The organism is Cellulomonas sp. P5_E12, from assembly GCF_054049315.1.
In genome coordinates, this window is the sequence record NZ_JBFUMP010000041.1 from 1 (window position 1) to 17,234 (window position 17,234).

At 73.8% G+C, this 17,234-nt stretch carries 21 protein-coding genes; 14 read left to right on the forward strand and 7 right to left on the reverse strand.

The features are described 5' to 3' along the window. The 7 genes from ACXJKA_RS19390 to ACXJKA_RS19420 form a co-directional block, all read left to right on the forward strand. The coding region (locus tag ACXJKA_RS19390; RefSeq protein WP_456826832.1) for a bifunctional ADP-dependent NAD(P)H-hydrate dehydratase/NAD(P)H-hydrate epimerase at positions 1 to 1,170 on the forward strand (1,170 nt) is incomplete at its 5' end. Next, positions 1,167 to 1,781 carry a nucleoside/nucleotide kinase family protein gene (locus tag ACXJKA_RS19395; protein WP_456826833.1) on the forward strand — a complete coding sequence of 205 codons (615 nt, stop codon included), beginning with the start codon at positions 1,167 to 1,169 and terminating at the stop codon, positions 1,779 to 1,781. The genes ACXJKA_RS19390 and ACXJKA_RS19395, both read left to right, overlap by 4 nt. Before the next feature lie 51 nt (positions 1,782 to 1,832). After that, positions 1,833 to 2,993 carry an alanine racemase gene (gene alr, locus ACXJKA_RS19400; RefSeq protein ID WP_456826834.1) on the forward strand — a complete coding sequence of 387 codons (1,161 nt, stop codon included), beginning with the start codon at positions 1,833 to 1,835 and terminating at the stop codon, positions 2,991 to 2,993. Next, a complete protein-coding gene (gene tsaE, locus ACXJKA_RS19405; protein WP_456826835.1) occupies positions 2,990 to 3,523 on the forward strand; it encodes a tRNA (adenosine(37)-N6)-threonylcarbamoyltransferase complex ATPase subunit type 1 TsaE in 534 nt (177 codons plus the stop codon). The genes alr and tsaE overlap by 4 nt, the downstream gene beginning before the upstream one ends. 4 nt (positions 3,524 to 3,527) lie before the next feature. Then, entirely contained in the window at positions 3,528 to 4,292 is a 765-nt protein-coding gene (gene tsaB, locus ACXJKA_RS19410; RefSeq protein ID WP_456826836.1) for a tRNA (adenosine(37)-N6)-threonylcarbamoyltransferase complex dimerization subunit type 1 TsaB, read from the forward strand. Then, a complete protein-coding gene (gene rimI / locus ACXJKA_RS19415) occupies positions 4,289 to 4,768 on the forward strand; it encodes a ribosomal protein S18-alanine N-acetyltransferase (protein ID WP_456826837.1) in 480 nt (159 codons plus the stop codon). Before tsaB ends, rimI begins: the two co-directional genes overlap by 4 nt. Beyond that, positions 4,765 to 5,640, forward strand: coding sequence for a sulfurtransferase (locus ACXJKA_RS19420; RefSeq protein WP_456826838.1), 876 nt, complete (start codon positions 4,765 to 4,767; stop codon positions 5,638 to 5,640). Before rimI ends, ACXJKA_RS19420 begins: the two co-directional genes overlap by 4 nt. Here ACXJKA_RS19420 and ACXJKA_RS19425 read toward each other — a convergent pair. Beyond that, on the reverse strand, positions 5,630 to 6,271 hold the full coding sequence (locus tag ACXJKA_RS19425; protein ID WP_456826839.1) for a malonic semialdehyde reductase: 642 nt from the start codon (positions 6,269 to 6,271) through the stop codon (positions 5,630 to 5,632). The two genes, ACXJKA_RS19420 and ACXJKA_RS19425, sit on opposite strands and share 11 nt — an antisense overlap. 88 nt (positions 6,272 to 6,359) lie before the next feature. On the opposite strand from ACXJKA_RS19425, the gene tsaD reads away from it, so the two are divergent. Continuing rightward, positions 6,360 to 7,400 carry a tRNA (adenosine(37)-N6)-threonylcarbamoyltransferase complex transferase subunit TsaD gene (gene tsaD, locus ACXJKA_RS19430; protein WP_456826840.1) on the forward strand — a complete coding sequence of 347 codons (1,041 nt, stop codon included), beginning with the start codon at positions 6,360 to 6,362 and terminating at the stop codon, positions 7,398 to 7,400. Between the two features lie 6 nt (positions 7,401 to 7,406). Here tsaD and ACXJKA_RS19435 read toward each other — a convergent pair whose 3' ends face one another. Genes ACXJKA_RS19435 through ACXJKA_RS19450 form a run of 4 tightly spaced genes read right to left on the reverse strand, consistent with a single transcriptional unit; the run spans position 7,407 to position 10,665 of the window. Continuing rightward, on the reverse strand, positions 7,407 to 7,934 hold the full coding sequence (locus ACXJKA_RS19435; protein ID WP_456826841.1) for a hypothetical protein: 528 nt from the start codon (positions 7,932 to 7,934) through the stop codon (positions 7,407 to 7,409). Next, positions 7,931 to 8,278: a PadR family transcriptional regulator gene (locus ACXJKA_RS19440; RefSeq protein ID WP_456826842.1), complete on the reverse strand. Its 348-nt coding sequence runs from the start codon at positions 8,276 to 8,278 to the stop codon at positions 7,931 to 7,933. The genes ACXJKA_RS19435 and ACXJKA_RS19440 overlap by 4 nt, the downstream gene beginning before the upstream one ends. 57 nt (positions 8,279 to 8,335) lie before the next feature. Then, positions 8,336 to 9,484, reverse strand: coding sequence for a glutamate--cysteine ligase (locus ACXJKA_RS19445; protein WP_456826843.1), 1,149 nt, complete (start codon positions 9,482 to 9,484; stop codon positions 8,336 to 8,338). Further along, positions 9,484 to 10,665 (reverse strand): THUMP-like domain-containing protein, encoded by a 1,182-nt coding sequence (locus ACXJKA_RS19450; RefSeq protein WP_456826844.1) that lies wholly within the window; start codon positions 10,663 to 10,665, stop codon positions 9,484 to 9,486. The genes ACXJKA_RS19445 and ACXJKA_RS19450 overlap by 1 nt, the downstream gene beginning before the upstream one ends. 227 nt (positions 10,666 to 10,892) lie before the next feature. Here ACXJKA_RS19450 and groES point away from each other — a divergent pair, with 227 nt between their 5' ends. Then, complete coding sequence (groES, locus tag ACXJKA_RS19455) at positions 10,893 to 11,189, forward strand: co-chaperone GroES (protein WP_370504981.1); 297 nt, start codon at positions 10,893 to 10,895, stop codon at positions 11,187 to 11,189. 67 nt (positions 11,190 to 11,256) lie between these two features. On the opposite strand, the gene ACXJKA_RS19460 is transcribed toward groES, so the two are convergent. Beyond that, positions 11,257 to 11,655: a hypothetical protein gene (locus ACXJKA_RS19460; protein WP_456826845.1), complete on the reverse strand. Its 399-nt coding sequence runs from the start codon at positions 11,653 to 11,655 to the stop codon at positions 11,257 to 11,259. 151 nt (positions 11,656 to 11,806) lie between these two features. Continuing rightward, complete coding sequence (locus ACXJKA_RS19465) at positions 11,807 to 12,103, reverse strand: WhiB family transcriptional regulator (protein WP_456826851.1); 297 nt, start codon at positions 12,101 to 12,103, stop codon at positions 11,807 to 11,809. A 267-nt stretch (positions 12,104 to 12,370) separates the two neighbouring features. Between ACXJKA_RS19465 and ACXJKA_RS19470 the strand changes: the two genes are divergently transcribed. The 5 genes from ACXJKA_RS19470 to ACXJKA_RS19490 all read left to right on the forward strand — a co-directional run. Then, positions 12,371 to 13,285: a MerR family transcriptional regulator gene (locus ACXJKA_RS19470; protein WP_456826846.1), complete on the forward strand. Its 915-nt coding sequence runs from the start codon at positions 12,371 to 12,373 to the stop codon at positions 13,283 to 13,285. Between the two features lie 222 nt (positions 13,286 to 13,507). After that, positions 13,508 to 14,179 carry a response regulator transcription factor gene (locus tag ACXJKA_RS19475; protein WP_456826847.1) on the forward strand — a complete coding sequence of 224 codons (672 nt, stop codon included), beginning with the start codon at positions 13,508 to 13,510 and terminating at the stop codon, positions 14,177 to 14,179. A 23-nt stretch (positions 14,180 to 14,202) separates the two neighbouring features. After that, entirely contained in the window at positions 14,203 to 15,714 is a 1,512-nt protein-coding gene (guaB, locus tag ACXJKA_RS19480; protein WP_456826848.1) for an IMP dehydrogenase, read from the forward strand. A 7-nt stretch (positions 15,715 to 15,721) separates the two neighbouring features. After that, on the forward strand, positions 15,722 to 16,450 hold the full coding sequence (locus tag ACXJKA_RS19485) for a class I SAM-dependent methyltransferase (RefSeq protein WP_456826849.1): 729 nt from the start codon (positions 15,722 to 15,724) through the stop codon (positions 16,448 to 16,450). A 323-nt stretch (positions 16,451 to 16,773) separates the two neighbouring features. Continuing rightward, positions 16,774 to 17,234 (forward strand): hypothetical protein (locus ACXJKA_RS19490; protein WP_456826850.1); only part of this gene is annotated, 461 nt, incomplete at its 3' end.

Consider the following 17,234-nt stretch of genomic DNA (forward strand, 5'->3'; position numbering starts at 1 on the left):
GGCCGGGTGCGGGCGCTCGACGACGACGCCGCGGCGCTCGCGGCCGGCGCGGACGTCGTGCTCGACGGCATCCTGGGCATCGGCGCCGACGGGTCCGGCCTGCGCGGTCGGGCGGCCGAGCTGGTCGAGACCCTGCTGACACTCGGGCGGCCCTACGTGGTCGCGGTCGACGTCCCCTCCGGCCTCGGTGTCGACGACGGGCGCCGGGACGGGACCGTGCTCGACGCCGACCTCACGGTGACCTTCGGTGCGCTCAAGCCCGGGCTCCTGCTCGCGCCGCGCGTCGCGGGCCGGGTGGAGCTGGTCGACCTCCGGCTCGACCTCGCGGGGTCGCCCGCCGTGGTCCGGCTCGAGCCGTCCGACGTCGCTGCCCTGTGGCCCGTGCCCACCGGGGACAGCCACAAGTACACGCGCGGCGTCCTGGGCGTGGTCGCGGGATCGCGCGMCTACCAGGGCGCAGCGGTGCTGACGACGAGCGCGGCCGTGCGGGCGGGCGTCGGGATGGTGCGGTACCTGGGCGACGTCGGCGACGTGGTCGTCGGGGCGCACCCGGAGGTCGTCGTCGGCAACGGCAAGGTGCAGGCCTGGGTGTTCGGGCCGGGCGTCTCGCCGGACGACGCCGGGCAGCGGCGGCGCATCGAGTACGCGTTCGAGCACGTGCTCTCGCGCGGCGAGGCCGCCGTGGTCGACGCCGGTGCGCTCGAGCTGCTGCCGCCACACATCGGCCCGCACGCCGTGCTCACGCCGCACGCGGGAGAGCTCGCCAGGCTGCTGAGCCAGCGCGGCGAGCAGGTCGAGCGGAGCACCGTCGAGGCGGACCCGCTGCGCTGGGCTCGTCGGGCCCACGAGCTCACCGGTGCGACGGTGCTGCTCAAGGGGTCGGTGACGGTCGTCGCCGGCGCGCAGGGGGCCGCGTACGCCCAGGCCGACGCCCCGGCCTGGCTCGCGACCGCGGGCGCGGGAGACGTGCTCGCGGGTCTGCTCGGTGCGCTGCTGGCGGGCCGGGTCGACGWGGTCCACGACGACCCGTCGCTCGCGGCCGCGCTCGCGGCGACGGCGGCGCTGGTCCACGGCCGCGCGGCGCACCGGGCCAACCCCGGCGGGCCCATCGCGGCGCGCGACGTCGCCGACGCGCTGCCCGGCGCGATCGCCGAGCTGCTGGCCGCATGACGCTGCCGCCCGACCTCGTCGCCCGCGTCGAGGCGCTCGCGAGCGGGCCGCGCCGGCTCCTCGGCATCGCCGGCTCGCCCGGCGCCGGCAAGTCGACCGTCGCGGCGGAGGTCGTCGCCCTCGTCGGCCCTCGCGCGGTCGTCGTGCCCATGGACGGGTTCCACCTGGCGCAGGGCGAACTCGAGCGGATCGGGCGCGCCGACCGGAAGGGAGCGCCGGACACGTTCGACGCCGACGGGTTCGTCGCGCTGCTCACGCGCCTGCGGATGGCGCCCGGGCGCACGGTGTACGCCCCTGAGTACCGCCGCGACCTGCGCAACCCGGTCGCGGGCGCCATCGCCGTGCCGCCCGAGGTGCCGCTCGTCGTCGTCGAGGGGAACTACCTGCTGCTCGACGACCACGGCTTCGGTCCCGTGGCCGGGCTGCTCGACGAGTCGTGGTTCCTGGCGCCCGACGACGCGGTCCGGCTGGACCGGCTGGTGGCCCGGCACGAGGCGTTCGGAAAGACCCCGCAGGCCGCGCGGGCGTGGTCGCACGGTCCCGACGAGAGCAACGCCCGGCTGGTCGCCGCGACCGCCGTGCGGGCCGACGTCGTCGTGCGCGTCGACTGACCGGCGGCCCGGAGACGTGCTCGACGCGCCGACGGTGCGAGACTGGGCGCCGTGAGCTCGTACCCCGCGCGTGCCGTCGTCGACCTCGCGGCCGTCCGCGCCAACGTCCGGTCCCTGGCCGCGCACGCCCCGACGGCGCAGGTCCTGGCCGTGGTCAAGGCCGACGGCTACGGGCACGGCCTGCTGCCGACCGCCTCGGCCGCGGTCGCGGGCGGCGCCACGTGGCTGGGCACCGCGCAGGTGGGCGAGGCCCTCGCGCTGCGACGCGGCGGGATCGACGGCCCCCGGATCCTGACCTGGCTGTACGCGCCCGGCGCACCCTTGCGGGAGGCGGTCGACGCCGACATCGACGTCTCCGTGTCCGCGCCGTGGGCCCTCGACGAGCTTGCCGCCGCCGCGCGCTCCGCCGGACGCCCGGCCCGCGCGCACCTCAAGGTCGACACCGGGCTCGGCCGCAACGGACTCACGCCGGACGACCTCGCCGCGCTGCTGCCCGAGGTCCTCCGGCTGCGCGCCGAGGGCGCCGTCGACGTCGTCGGGCTCTGGAGCCACCTCGCGTTCGCCGACGAGCCGGAGCACCCCACGGTCAAGCTGCAGGCCGAGGTGTTCGCCGACGCCCTGCGGACGGTCGAGGGCGCGGGGGTCACGCTCGAGGTGCGGCACCTGGCCAACTCCGCGGCCACGCTGACCGCCCCGGGGATGCACTACGACCTCGTGCGGCCCGGGATCGCCGTCTACGGTCTCTCGCCCGTGCCGCAGCTCGGAGGCTCGGACGAGTTCGGGCTCGTGCCGGCGATGACGCTCGAGGCCGAGCTCGCGAACGTCAAGGCGGTCCCCGGCGGGCACGGAGTCTCGTACGCGCACCAGTACGTCACCGCGCGCGACACCGTGCTCGGTCTCGTGCCGCTGGGGTACTCCGACGGGATCCCGCGGCACGCGTCGGGCACGCAGGACCGTCCCGGCGGCCCCGTGCGCGTCGGCGGCCGGACCCTGGGCGTCGCCGGGCGGGTGTGCATGGACCAGGTCGTCGTCGACCTCGGGCCCGGCGCGACCGAGCAGGCGGGCGACCGCGTCGAGCTGTTCGGCACGGGACACGACGGCGGACCGACCGCGCAGGACTGGGCGGACGCGGCCGGCACCATCTCCTACGAGATCGTCACGCGCATCGGGTCCCGGGTCCCGCGCGTGCACGTCGACAGCGAGGCGTCATGACCAGCATCACGGTCCGGCTGCCCGACGCCGAGGCCACCCGCGCGTTCGGGCGCGCGCTCGCGGGCGTGCTGCGCGCCGGGGACCTCGTCGTGCTCACGGGCGACCTCGGCGCGGGCAAGACGACCCTGACGCAGGGCATCGGCGCCGGGCTGCGCGTGCGCGGGCAGGTGGCGTCGCCGACGTTCATCATCGCGCGCGAGCACCCGCCCCTGGTCCGCGAGGACGGCAGCCGCGGACCCGCGCTCGTGCACGTCGACGCCTACCGGCTCGGCTCGCTCGACGAGGTGGACGCGCTCGACCTCGACGCGAGCCTGGACGAGGCGGTCACGGTGGTCGAGTGGGGCGAGGGCTGGGTCGAGTCGCTCGCGCAGGACCGGCTGGAGGTGACGCTGCAGCGGCCGCGCGGGGGTGCGATCTCCGACGACGACCTGGACGACGCGGCCTCGGGGGAGCGCGTCGTCACGGTCCGACCTGTCGGTGCACGCTGGGCGGACGTCGCGCTGCCCGACGTCGACCCGGTGGCAGGCTGAGCGCGTGCCCGTCCTCGCCCTCGACACCTCCGCCGCCGTCGCGGTGGCCCTCACCGACGACGCCGGCGTCGTGCTGGCGCAACGGTCGGACGCCCAGCAGCGCCACCACGCCGAGCTGCTCACGCCCATGGTCGCCGACGTCCTGGCCGAGGCCGGGGTGGATCGGCGAGAGCTCACCGCCGTGGTCGTCGGCACCGGACCGGCTCCGTTCACGGGTCTGCGTGTGGGGCTCGTGACCGCCCGCGCGCTGGCTCTCGCGCTCGGCATCCCCGTGCACGGCGTGCCCAGCCTCGACGCGGTGGCCGCCCGGGCGTCGCGCGTGCTGCCCGGCGGCACGGACGTGCTCGTCGCCACGGACGCCCGCCGCCGCGAGGTCTACTGGGCGCTGTACCGGCTGGTCGAGGCCGGACGGATCGACGTGCTGGTCGCCCCCGAGGTCGCCGCGGCCGGCGACGTCGCTGCGGATCCGCGGAGCGTCGGCGCGCTGGTGATCGGGCGCGGTGCGTCGTTGTACGCGGATGCCTTCACTCGACGTACCGATGCCGCGAGCCCGGGGCTCGTGGTGGCCGTCGCCGGCGAGCCGGTGGTGCCGGTGCCCGACACCGCCCCCGACCTCGAGGCGTTCGGTCTGGTCGACCCCGACCCGGCCGACCTCGCGCGTCTGGCGCTGAGCCGGGTCGCGGAGGGTCGGGTCCTCGACACCGAGCCGCTCTACCTGCGCCGGCCGGACGCCGTGCCGCAGGCCGCGCGCAAGCGCGTGATCGGATGACCGAGCAGTCCGACGGGGTCGTCGTCCGCGCGCTCTGCCCGGCCGACCTGCCGGACCTCGAGCGCATGGAGGTCGAGCTCTTCGGCGCGGCCGCGTGGTCTCCGGAGAGCCTCGCCGCCGAGATCGTCGGCCCGGGGCGCTGGTACGTCGGCGCCGTGGTCGACGGGGCGCTCGTCGGCTATGCCGGCCTGTGGTTCGACGGGTTCGACGCCCAGGTCATGACGATCGGCACCGACGAGCGGTTCCAGGGGCGCGGGCTCGGGCGGCGGATGCTCGAGAACCTGCTCGATCGCGCCCGCACTCTCAGCGCCGCCGTGGTGCTGCTGGAGGTGCGCGTGGACAACGACCCCGCGATCCACCTGTACGAGAGCGTGGGCTTCGAGCGGCTCGGCATGCGCCGGGCGTACTACCAGCCGGGCAACATCGACGCGTGGACCATGCGGCTGGACCTGCGCCAGGGAGGGGCACCCGCATGACGAGGACCGACGTCATCGTCGACGCCGACGGGCTGGCGGCCGCGCTCGCGGGCGACGAACCGCCCGTCCTGCTCGACGTGCGCTGGGCGCTGGGGCAGACGGACGGCCACGACCGGTACCTCGCGGGACACCTGCCCGGGGCGGTCTTCGTCGACCTCGACACGGAGCTCGCGGCGCCCGCCACCCCGCAGGACGGCCGGCACCCGCTGCCGGACCTGGAGGCACTCGAGGCCTCCGCGCGACGGTGGGGGGTCTCGGCCGACCGGCCCGTCGTCGCCTACGACGCCGTCGGCGGGATGTCCGCGGCGCGGGTGTGGTGGCTGCTGCGCTGGGCAGGGCTGCGGGACGTGCGGCTGCTGGACGGCGGACTGGCGGCGTGGACCGCGGCGGGCCGGCCCCTCGAGGCCGGGTCTGTGACGCCCGAGCCCGGGGACGTCGTGCTGGTGCCCGGAGCGTTGCCCACCATCGACGCCGACGGCGCCGCGGCCTGGACCGGGTCGCTGCTCGACGCCCGTGCGGTCGAGCGGTACGCGGGCGAGGTCGAGCCGGTCGATCCCCGTGCGGGCCACATCCCGGGCGCGATCTCGGTGCCCACGGCGGGCAACCTGGGCGCGGACGGCACGTTCCTTGCCGACGACGAGCTGCGCGCGCGGTTCGCCGACCTCGACGGGCCGGTCGCCGTGTACTGCGGCTCGGGCGTGACCGCGGCGCACGAGGTCGCGGCGCTCGCGTCGATCGGCGTGGAGGCGGCGCTCTACCCAGGCTCGTGGTCGCAGTGGTCGAACGACCCGGGCCGCCCGGCGGAGACAGGGAAGGCCGCGACCCCGGTGCAGGGATCGCGGCCTCCCGGCAGAGGTCCGGTCAGACGGTGACCGACGCCTGCTCGTAGGCGAGGCGCTCGCCGCGCGGGCGCGTGGTGCTGGAACCGGCGAGGTGGCCGACGTTGACGACCAGGAGCGACTTCCAGCCGTTGTCGGCGAAGAACTCCTTGTCGATGCCCTCCGCGTCCATGCCGCTCATCGGGCCGGCGGCCAGTCCGGCGGCACGCAGGCCGACGATCAGGTACCCGGCCTGGATGAGGGCGTTCGTGCGGGCCATCGACTCGCGCTGCTCGGGCTGACCCTCGAGCGCGTCGGCCAGCGCGGACATGTGCGGCGCGAGCGTCGGGATGTGGGCGTGGAAGCTGGTGTCGGCCGCCAGCACCAGGGACACGGGGGCGGCCAGCACGCGGTCGCGGTTGCCCTCCGCCATGTGGGCCGCGAGGCGCTGACGGGCCTCGGGCGTGCGCACCACGAGCAGGCGCAACGGGATGATGTTGAGGGCCGTCGGGCCCCACCTGACCAGGTCGTAGACCGCGGCGATCTGCTCGTCGCTGACCTCGTCGGGGCTGAACGCGGCGGCGGTGCGTGCCTCGCGGAAGAGGAGGTCGGCGACGTCGTCACCGACGGCGAGGCCCGATGCAGCGAAGTCGAGGCCGTCCAGGACAGTGGTGTCAGTGGTCATGCTTGATTGAAGCGTCAACTATCGTGAGTTGTTCCGGGCAGCGGCCGTGGCGGTCGTCACACTCCCGCGCCCGCCTATCCTGGTGCGCATGGCTGACCCCCTCGTGCTCGGGATCGAGACGTCCTGCGACGAGACCGGCGTGGCGCTCGTGCGCGGCTACGACCTGCTCGTCGACGCCGTCGCCAGCTCGGTGGACGAGCACGCGCGGTTCGGTGGGATCATCCCCGAGATCGCCTCGCGCGCGCACCTCGAGGCCATGGTGCCGACGATCGAGCGCGCCCTGGCCACCGCCGACGTCTCGCTCGACGAGGTCGACGCGATCGCGGTCACCGCCGGTCCCGGCCTCGTCGGTCCCCTGACTGTCGGGGCGTCCGCCGCGAAGGCGCTCGCGCTGGCGCTGGACAAGCCTCTGTACGGCGTGAACCACGTGATCGGGCACGCGGTCGTCGACGAGCTGGTCGACGGCGCGTTCCCGGACCGGGTGATGGCGCTCGTCGTCTCGGGCGGGCACTCGTCGCTGCTGCTCATCGACGACACCGTGCACGTCACCGAGCTCGGCTCGACGCTCGACGACGCGGCGGGGGAGGCGTTCGACAAGGTGGGCCGGCTGCTCGGGCTGCCCTACCCCGGCGGCCCGCACATCGACCGGCTCGCCCGCGAGGGGGACCCGACCGCGATCCGGTTCCCGCGCGGGCTGACCGCCGCCAAGGACCAGGCCGCGCACGCCGCCGACTTCTCGTTCTCGGGTCTGAAGACCGCCGTCGCCCGGTGGGTCGAGGCCCGCCAGGACGCCGGACGGGAGGTGCCGCTCCCGGACGTGGCGGCGTCGTTCGCCGAGGCCGTGGCCGACGTGCTGACCGCCAAGACGATCGCCGCCTGCCGCGCGCACGGCGTCGAGACCCTCGTGGTCGGCGGCGGGTTCTCGGCGAACTCGCAGCTGCGGGACATGGCGGCCAAGCGCTGTGCCGAGGCCGGCATCGAGCTGCGCATCCCGCCGATCCGCTACTGCACCGACAACGGGGCGATGATCGCCGCGCTCGGGTCGGCGGTCGTCCGCCGTGGGCTGCCGCCGTCGTCGCTGGACCTGCCGGTCGATTCCTCGATGCCGCTGACGCGCGTGCTCGTCTGATCGAGCTCAGGCCCGCGCTGCGCGGGTCGGTGCCGGCGTCGTCGTCCAGGCGCGCCAGACGCGGGCGCCCAGCAGGTACGGGATCGTGAAGACCGCGAGGTAGAACACCGCCACCTGCCACGTGAGGGTGGAGCCGACCGAGACGGCGTCGGCGGTGTGCGTGTACGTCGTCGTCGCGCCCAGGAACACGCGCTCGACCGTCCCTCCGCCGAGCTGGGCCAGCGTGTCGAGCGTGCCGGCGCTGTAGGCCAGGACGAGGTAGACCAGGGCGCAGAGCGCGAGCGTGCCCCACACGGCGCCGGTGGTCCAGCGCGGGACGCGGCGGCCGAGCTCGGCGATGTAGCCCTCCGCCAGCAGCCGGGGGTGGCCCAGGTCGGCGACCGCCTGCCGCATCCCGACCTCCGCGGCTGTCGCCGTCAGCTCGGTGCGCAGCTCGCGCTTGATGGCGACGTTCTTGGGGTAGTCCTGCATGGCCCAGCTGAACTGCAGGAGGTAGCGCTCGCGGGTCCACGCGTCGCACAGGGACGTGCTCATGAGGTCTCCTTCGTGGTGACGCGGGCGAGCAGGTGGTCGACCGTGGTGGCGAGCTGCCGCCACGACCGGGCCGTGCTCCACAGCTGCTCCGCGCCGGTCTCGGTGGGGACGTAGTACTTGCGGGCGGGGCCCGCGGTGGAGGCGACGAGCCGGGAGGAGATCTGGCCATCGCGCTCGAGACGGTTGAGCACGGGGTAGAGCGTCCCGGCGCCGAGGTCGTCGAGACCGCCCTCGTGCAGGCGCGTGACCAGCTCGTAGCCGTACGACTCGCGCTCGGTGAGGAGTGCGAGGACGAGCATCGGGAGGACGCCCTTGAGGAGCTGAGGGTCGCGCGGCTCGTCCATGCCGATGACGCTATGCCTAGTAGTAGGCATTGACAAGTAGCGGGCGTAAGCGAATTCCTAGAGCGGCCGACCGGCCTTCAGCTCGGCGACGAGAGAGCGGACAACGGCGTCCAGCTCGCCGGCATGACGCCGGGCGACCGCACGCTGGCGCTGGTAAGACGCACCCCGGCGCAGGATGACGCGCACCTGCTCGAGCTCCGCGGCGCATCCGAGCCGCTCGGCCACGGGCGCGAGGTCGAGCAGCCACCGACCGACGGCGTCGGTCACCAGCTCCTCGTCACCGGCGGCGTTCGTGATGATGATCGCGTCCATGCCGTACCGCGCGGAGCGCCACTTGTTCTCCTGCGCGAACCACGGCGGCAGCGTCGGCAGGGTCTCGCCGCGGTCGAGCATCGTCGAGAAGTGTTCGACGAAGCAGTGCGTGAGGGCCGAGATGGCGGCGACCTCGAGCAGGTTCGAGGCGCCGTCGGCGATCCGCATCTCGAGCGTCCCGAACCGGGGCGCGGGGCGCACGTCCCACCGGATCTCGTCGAACTGGTCGATCACGCCGGTGTGCATCATGTCGCCCACGTACTGCTCGAGCTGCGACCACTGGTCGAACCCGGGCGGCAGACCCGCCGTGGGCAGCTGCTGGAAGAGCAGGGCCCTGTTCGACGCGTAGCCCGTGTCCTTGCCGCCCCAGAACGGGGACGACGCCGACAGCGACTGGATGTGCGCGAAGACGGTGAGCATCGCCCGGGAGATCGGCAGCACCTTGTCGCGGTCCTCGATGCCCACGTGCACGTGCACGCCGTAGATGAGCATCTGCCGGCCCCACCACTGCGTGCGGTCGATCAGCGTGGCGTAGCGCTGCTTGTCGGTGACCCTCTGCTGCGCCCACTGCGCGAACGGGTGCGTGGCGCTGCCCATCAGCTCGATGCGCAGCGGCTCGGCGGCGGCTCCCACCTCGTCGAGCGCGCGCTGCAGGTCGCCGGTCGCCTCCGCGATCGTGCGGCACTTGCCGGAGCGGATCTCGACGGTGTTGAGCAGGAGCTCCTGCGTGATGTGCGGGTGCTCGGCACCGTCCGCCGGACGGACCGCCGCGAGGATCGCCTCGGCCGCCTGCCGCAGGTCCCCGGAGTCGGAGTCGACGAGCCCGACCTCCCACTCGATCCCCACGGTGGACCGCTCCGACCGCGCGAACGGCAGAGGGACCGGCGCGGCCATCAGGCGGGCTCCACCACGAGCACCTGCTGGCTGCCCGCGACGCGCGTGAGGATGATCGTGCCGGTCGCGCTGCCCCGCAGGTCGAGCTGGCGGCGCAGCTGCTCGGGGACCACGGCCGTGCCGCGCTTCTTGATCGTCAGCTTGCCCACGTCCCGCTCTCGGAGGTAGGTGCGGAGCCGCTTCAGGCCGAACGGCAGCACGTCGAGCACCCGGTAGGCAGTCGCGGAGGGCACGGGCACGAGGGCGTCCGACGTCACGTAGGCGATCGAGGCGTCGACGAGCCGGCCGCGCACCTGCGCCGCGACCTCGCCGACCAGCCCCGCGCGGATCACCGCGCCGTCCGGCTCGTAGAGGTAGCCGCCGACCGCGCCGGTCGGCGGCCGCTCGTCGGAGGTCTGCTCCACCACGTGCGCATCGCCGTCGCGCAGCACCAGGGCCGAGCGGCCGGGTCCCTCGGGGGCGAGCGGCCCGAACCAGAGCCCGACCTCGACCACGTCGCCGTCCGACGAGACCCACTGGGCGTGGGCGTCCTGCGGCAGCGCCGCGTGGGGGATGCCCGGACCGAGCTTAAGGCCGAGCGCCGGGATCGTCTCGCGGACCGCCAGGACCGCGTCCAGCGACGGCTCGTAGGCGGCCGGGTCGAACACGCGGCTGCCCGCGGAGGTCCGGCGGGCGGGGTCGGCGTAGACCCCGTCGACGCCCTCCGCCACGAGGTCCAGCGCGAGCCCGTCGCCGTGCCGTACCGCCGCGTCGGGGAAGTGCCGCAGGTTCACGGTCGCGATCGCGGCCGTGGCCTCGTCGACGTCGGTGGCCAGGACGCGCAGGCCGATGCCCGCGAAGGCCATGGCGTCGGCGCCGATCCCGCTGGTGAGGTCCGCGACCAGGGTGCAGCCGGCGTCGCGGAACCGGCGGGCGTGGTGGGCCGCGACGGTGAGGCGGGTCGCCTGCTCGAGGCCCGAGGCGGTGAACAGCATCCCGTCGGCGAACGTGCCGAACTTGGCGGCGGCCTTGGCGCGCAAGCGCGACTGTGTGAGGGCCGCGGCGACGAGCGCCGGGTCGATGCCGTCGTCGCGCAGGCGCTCGGAGAGCGCCATCGTGCGCGACTCGTCGTACGGCGGCAGCGCCGACAGCAACGCCCAGCCCGCGGGGCTGAGCAGCTGGGTGATGCCGTCGCTGTCCATGCCGCGATCCTCGCACGCAGCGGCGCACCGAGGGGCGGATCAGCGGCGGATCCGCACGGCTCGCTGGCACTCGCCTTGACCGAGTGCTAACCGCTTCCTAGAGTGATGGCTGGCACTCTCCCGGTGAGTGTGCCAGCTGCGCTCCGGATCACGGCACCCGCGACGACGTGGTCCGACAGCGCGCACGAACCTCAGAGAACTACTCACATGCGAAGGGGAGGTCCGCTGTGTCGGTCTCCATCAAGCCCCTCGAGGACCGGATCGTCGTCAAGACGCTCGAGGCAGAGACGACGACCGCTTCCGGTCTCGTCATCCCGGACAGCGCCAAGGAGAAGCCCCAGGAGGGCGAGGTCCTGGCGGTCGGTCCCGGCCGTGTCGACGACAACGGTGTCCGGATCCCGCTCGACGTCGCCGTCGGCGACAAGGTCATCTACTCGAAGTACGGCGGCACCGAGGTCAAGTACTCGGGCGAGGAGTTCCTCATCCTCTCGGCCCGCGACATCCTCGCGATCGTCGTCAAGTGATCTGAGGGGCGCTCGCGCCCCGCACGAGACGGACCCTCACGGCACTGCCGTGGGGGTCTCTCTCGTCTCAGGCCTCGGCGCACCCGAGGGGGTCGGCGCTCGTCACGGTGTCGGGGCACACCTGGTGGGTCCACGCCGGCCCGTCGCCGCCGAAGGCGTCCTGGCTGCTGTCGGTGAACACCTCGAGCCCGTCGATGCCCGGCCCGACCCGGAAGTACGTGGTGATCGGGTCGCCCTCGGTCGTCGGGGACGTCACGACGAGCTCGGCTCCGGCTCGGGCGTCGGCCTCGTCGAGGCACTGCCACGCCTCGGCGGGGATGGTCTCGCCCTGCGCGATCTCGAGCTCGCCGCAGGACGGCAGCGCCGCGCGGCTGGCGAAGCTCTCGGGTGGGACGTCCTCGCCCGCGCCGCAACCGGCCAGGACCAGGGCGCTCGCGGCCAGCGCGACGAGCCGTCGTGCGCGCACCCGGTCCTCCGCTTCGAGTAGTCACTCGAGTGTGGCGTGCGGAGGGGCGGTCGACGAGGGGGTTCACCCGCGCGGGTTCGTCGGCGCACGAAAAGAGCCCTCCCCTCTCGTCGTGCCGAGTGGGGAGGGCTCTGCTCGTCGGTGCGGGGTGTCAGCCGACCCGGCTGGCGCGGCCGCGCTGCGCGAGGATGGCGGCGCGCTCGTCCTCGGACAAGCCGCCCCACACGCCGTAGGGCTCGCGGACGGCGAGCGACTGCTCGCGGCACTCCTTGAGCACCGGGCACGTGGCGCAGATCGCCTTGGCCGCCTCGGCGCGGCGCCGGCGGGCCGAGCCACGCTCGCCCTCGGGGTGGAAGAAGAGGTCCTGGTCCTCATCACGGCAGGCGCCGTCGAACTGCCACTCCCACAGGTCCATCACCGGTCCGGGAAGGCGCGAGATCTCGGCCATGAGTTCCTCCTCAGTCGTTCCGTCGCACCGCTGGTGGGCGGCTGCGGCGGGAAAGTCGTGAACACGGGATGCGAGTACGACTTGCGCTTCTTGCAGTTCCGTACGGGGTGACGCGTTGGTGAGGACGTTACAACCGCGCCAGAAGTTGTTCAAGACCGTGTCGCACATTCGGGTGATGAAGCGATTGCCGATGAACTGCCAGGTCGGCGTGTCGCGCCGCGACACGCCTGAACGGTCCGAGTCGCATCGGACTGGCAGAATCGCGCCATGGTGACGCACGAGGGCGATGAACCGGCGGGACCGCCGGCGCCAGCCTTGGCCGTCGCCGCGGTGGCACGTCGGCTCGGGGTGGCCCCCGCGACGCTGCGGACCTGGGACCGCCGGTACGGGCTCGGTCCGTCCGAGCACTCGGCGGGTGCCCACCGCCGCTACTCGGCCGTCGACGTCGAGCGGTTGCTCGTGATGCGACGGCTCACGCTGGACGGGGTGGCGCCGGCCGAGTCCGCGCGGATCGCGCTCGCGACCGACGTCTCTGCGGCGCCCGCCCGCAGCGCCCGCGACGGCACGCCCACGCCGACGGCCGTCGTCGACGCCGCCCTCGCGGGGGACGTCGACCGGTGCGGTCGGCTGCTCGCGCTCGAGCCGGCAGCCGACGTCGTCGCGTGGTGGACCACTCTGGTCGAGCCTGTGCTTGCCGCGCTGGCCCGCCGGACCGTGGTGGACCCACCCGGGGTCGACGCGGTCGCCGCGGTGCAGGCCGGGGTCCTCGCCGCGCTCCGCGTGCGCTCGGCTCCGGGGCCGGGCGCCAGCCGACCCGTCGTCCTCGTCCTCGTCGCACCGCGGGAGGCCCGGCCGCTCGTCGCGCACGCGCTGGCCGGCGCGCTCGCCGCGCAGGGGGTCGACGCCCGGATCGTCGGCGGACCGGTGGGGGCGCACCATGCCGTCGAGCTGTCCGCCATGACCCGCGCCCGCGCCGTGGTGACGCTGGGGGAGCGGGTCGACGCGGACCTCGAGGTGGTAGACCGGCTCGCGCACGACCTGCCGGACCTGGCGCAGTTCGTCATGGTCCCCGACGGTGCCGCACAGGCCGTCCCGCTCGGGCGCTCGGTGCACCGCGCCCGCACGTTCACCGGCCTCCTGCACGAGGTTCTCGCGGTCGCGACTGCCGGTGTCGAGCGCTGAACGGACGAATCGCCGCCGCCGAGTGGGGGAGACATTCCACTCAGGAGGTGCGCAGGCGGACGAAGCCCCGCCGGCAGCGGGTGGCGTTCGTCTCTGCGGCTAACTTCTGACTGGACGTCGGCCGATATGACTCAGGTGCCCCGGACGGGGCCCGAGAGGGGATTCAACATGGCGGGAGTCGTGGTCTGTCACGGCTCGGCGGTCGTTCGTGAGCGGCTCGTCGTGACCTCTATCGGTGTGCCTGCGCTCGGTCCGGTCCGCGCGGCGTCCTCGGTGGACGAGCTGCTGAGCCTCGCGCGGCGGATGCCGCCGACGGTCGTGCTGCTCGACGCGCACCTGGCCGCGCCGGGAGCGATCGAGGCGATCCGTCGGCTGCGCGCCGTCGCGCCGGCGGCCGCGATCGTGCTGCTGGCGCTCCCGGACGACACCGTCGCCCTCGACCGGGCGCTCGCGCTGGGCGCCCGCGGGTTCCTGGCGCCGGACGTCGGTCGCGCCGAGCTCTCGGCCGTCGCCGCGCACGTGCTCGCGAGCCCCGTGCTCCCCGCCCCGGGCGGGCATCGTCCGCAGCCCGTCGACGTGCCCAGCCAGGGCGGTTCCCGGACCGAGGCGCGGACCCCGTCGCAGGGCGTGCCCGTCGTCGTCCCCGCCGACGCCAACGCCGTGCCAGTCGGAGTCCCGACCACGGGTGCGATCCCCGGGGTGCCGCTGACCAAGCGCGAGATCGAGGTGCTCACCGGCATGAGCCACGGCCGGTCGAACGCGCAGATCGGCGCGGAGCTCTACCTCTCCGAGGACACGGTCAAGACGCACGCGCGCCGGCTGTTCCGCAAGCTCGGTGCCAACGACCGGGCGCAGGCGGTCGCGATCGGGCTGCGGCGAGGGCTGATCCGGTAGTTCGGAGCACGTATCCTTGCCGGATGACGGAGCACTCGCCTGCCGACCCGTTCGCCCGCATCGGGCTCACCTACGACGACGTGCTCCTCCTGCCGGGGGAGACGGACGTCATCCCGAGCGAGGTGGACACCTCGTCGCGCCTGACGCGCGAGATCTCCGTGCGCGTGCCGCTGCTGTCGGCCGCGATGGACACCGTCACCGAGTCGCGCATGGCCATCGCCATGGCGCGCCAGGGTGGCATCGGGATCCTGCACCGCAACCTGTCCATCGAGGACCAGGCGCACCAGGTCGACCTGGTGAAGCGCTCCGAGTCGGGCATGATCACCGACCCCGTCACGGTGTCCCCGGACGCGACGCTCGCCGAGCTCGACCACCTGTGCGGCATCTACCGGGTGTCGGGGCTGCCGGTCATCGCGGACAACGGGCTGCTGCTGGGCATCATCACCAACCGCGACCTGCGATTCGTGCCCGGGGCTGAGTTCGAGACCCGCCGCGTGCGCGAGATCATGACGCCGATGCCGCTGGTCACCGCGCCCGTCGGGATCGCGCGCGAGGACGCGGCCGCGCTGCTGGCCAAGCACAAGATCGAGAAGCTCCCGCTGGTGGACGACGCCGGCATCCTGCGCGGGCTCATCACGGTCAAGGACTTCGTGAAGTCCGAGCAGTACCCCGACGCGACCAAGGACGGCGAGGGGCGCCTGGTCGTCGGCGCCGCGATCGGGTTCTTCGGGGACGCGTGGGAGCGGGCGACCGCGCTCGTCGAGGCGGGGGTCGACGCGCTCGTCGTCGACACCGCCAACGGGCACGCGCGCCTCATGCTCGACATGGTGCGCCGGCTCAAGTCCGACCCGTCGACCCGCCACGTCCAGGTCATCGGCGGCAACGTCGCGACGACCCCGGGCGCGCAGGCGCTGGTCGACGCCGGTGTCGACGCCGTCAAGGTCGGCGTCGGGCCGGGCTCCATCTGCACCACCCGCGTCGTCGCCGGCGTCGGAGTCCCGCAGGTCACGGCGATCTACGACGCCGCACGCGCCTGCAAGCCGGCCGGGGTGCCGGTCATCGGCGACGGCGGACTGCAGTACTCCGGCGACATCGCCAAGGCCCTGGTGGCCGGCGCGGACACCGTGATGCTCGGCTCGCTCCTGGCCGGCTGCGACGAGTCGCCCGGCGAGCTCGTGTTCGTCAACGGCAAGCAGTTCAAGCACTACCGCGGGATGGGCTCGCTCGGGGCGATGGCGTCCCGCGGCCGGGTCTCCTACTCCAAGGACCGGTACTTCCAGGCCGACGTGTCCTCCGACGAGAAGATCGTCCCCGAGGGCATCGAGGGGCAGGTGCCGTACCGCGGCCCCCTGTCGGCCGTCGCCCACCAGCTGATCGGTGGCCTGCACCAGTCGATGTTCTACGTCGGCGCGCACACCATCCCGCAGCTGCAGGACCGCGGGAAGTTCATCCGGATCACCGCGGCCGGGCTCAAGGAGTCCCACCCGCACGACATCCAGATGACCGTCGAGGCGCCGAACTACACCGGCCGCTGACACGGCGTTGTCCGACCCGGCCGACTTCTACACCGGGCTCGTCGCCGACCTGTACTCGCCGCTGCGGTCGTTCACCTCGGACCCGGCGCAGTACGCGGCGTTCGTCCGTTCGTCCGGCGAGCCGGCCCTGGAGCTCGGGTGCGGCGACGGGGAGCCGCTGCTCGACCTGCGTGCCCTCGGGCTGGACGTCGACGGGGTGGACTCGTCCGCCGACATGCTCGACCGCCTGCGGAGTGCGGCCGGTCGTCGGGGACTGTCCGCCACCGTCCACCAGCAGCGCATGGAGGACCTCGACCTGCCGCGGCGGTACCGGTCGATCTTCCTGGCCGGTGCCACCTTCAACCTCCTTGCCGACGACGACGTCGCCCTGCGTGCGCTGCGCGGGATCCGGGCGCACCTGACGGACGACGGGACGGCGCTCGTGCCGTTGTTCGTGCCCGGTCCGACGCCCGCGTCGCAGGTCGGCGTGTTCCGCGAGGTCGAGAGCGACGGTGCGGTGCTGCGCTGCGCCGTGATCGACGAGGAGCTGGATCTCGCCGCGCGCACCCGCCGGACGACGCTGCGGTACGAGCGGTCCGTCGACGGGGCCGTGGAGGTGGCCGAGCGCGTGTGGCTCCTGCACTGGTACACGCCGGCCCGGTTCGAGGCGCTCGCGGTCGAGGCGGGACTCGAGCCGACGACCGTCGTTGATCCGGAGGACTCCCACGCGATGACGGTGACGCTGCGGGTTCGGTGAGCCCGGCCCGTCTGCAGGCGTGCGCTCGTCGACGTCGACCTGGGCCGTGCCCCGGCTTTCCGCGGCCCGCGGAGAGTGAATTCTTCTGGCGATTCGTCGGCATTCTTCGTCGTCCATTGGCCTGTGGATGAAATGTTCCGGATTCGGGGCTGTGGGCGGCTCGATGGAGCGCTGAACTGCGGCGATGCTGATTCACGGCTTGTCTCATGATCTGAGCAAATGGCGCAGTGAATGTCAGTGGTGCCTGGGAGACTTCTTCGTGGCGGGATTGTCGGGGCTCGATTCTCGGGCGCGTCCGGGTGGCGCGAAGGAGGTGGCTCGCTGTGTCGATCGACGAGGGTGGCCGATATGCCGGCTCTGCGTCTGCCGGCTCGACCGGCTCGATCGGGTCGACCGGCTCGACCGGCTCGATCGGGTCGACCGGGTCTAACGGCTCGACCGGCTCGATCGGGTCGGTCGGGTCGGCCGGCTCGATCGGGTCGGTCGGGTCGGCCGGCTCGATTGGCTCGATCGGATCGGTCGACGGGTCACCCGCGACGGGCGTGGGCTCGCCGGTGGCGGTCGCTCTGGCGGCGTTGAGGTCGGCGGTCGAGGCGTTGGCGGTCGCGTCGGATCCGTCGACCCCGGCGGGGCGGCTGGAGGGCGAGGCGGCGGCGGAGGTGGTGCGGGAGGCGTTGGCGGTGGCGGGCCGACTGTCTGCGATCGCGGCGCGGATGGTGCCGGTGGTGGAAGCCGACGGGTGGTGGACGCTCGATGGTGCCCGCTCGATCACGACGTGGTTGGC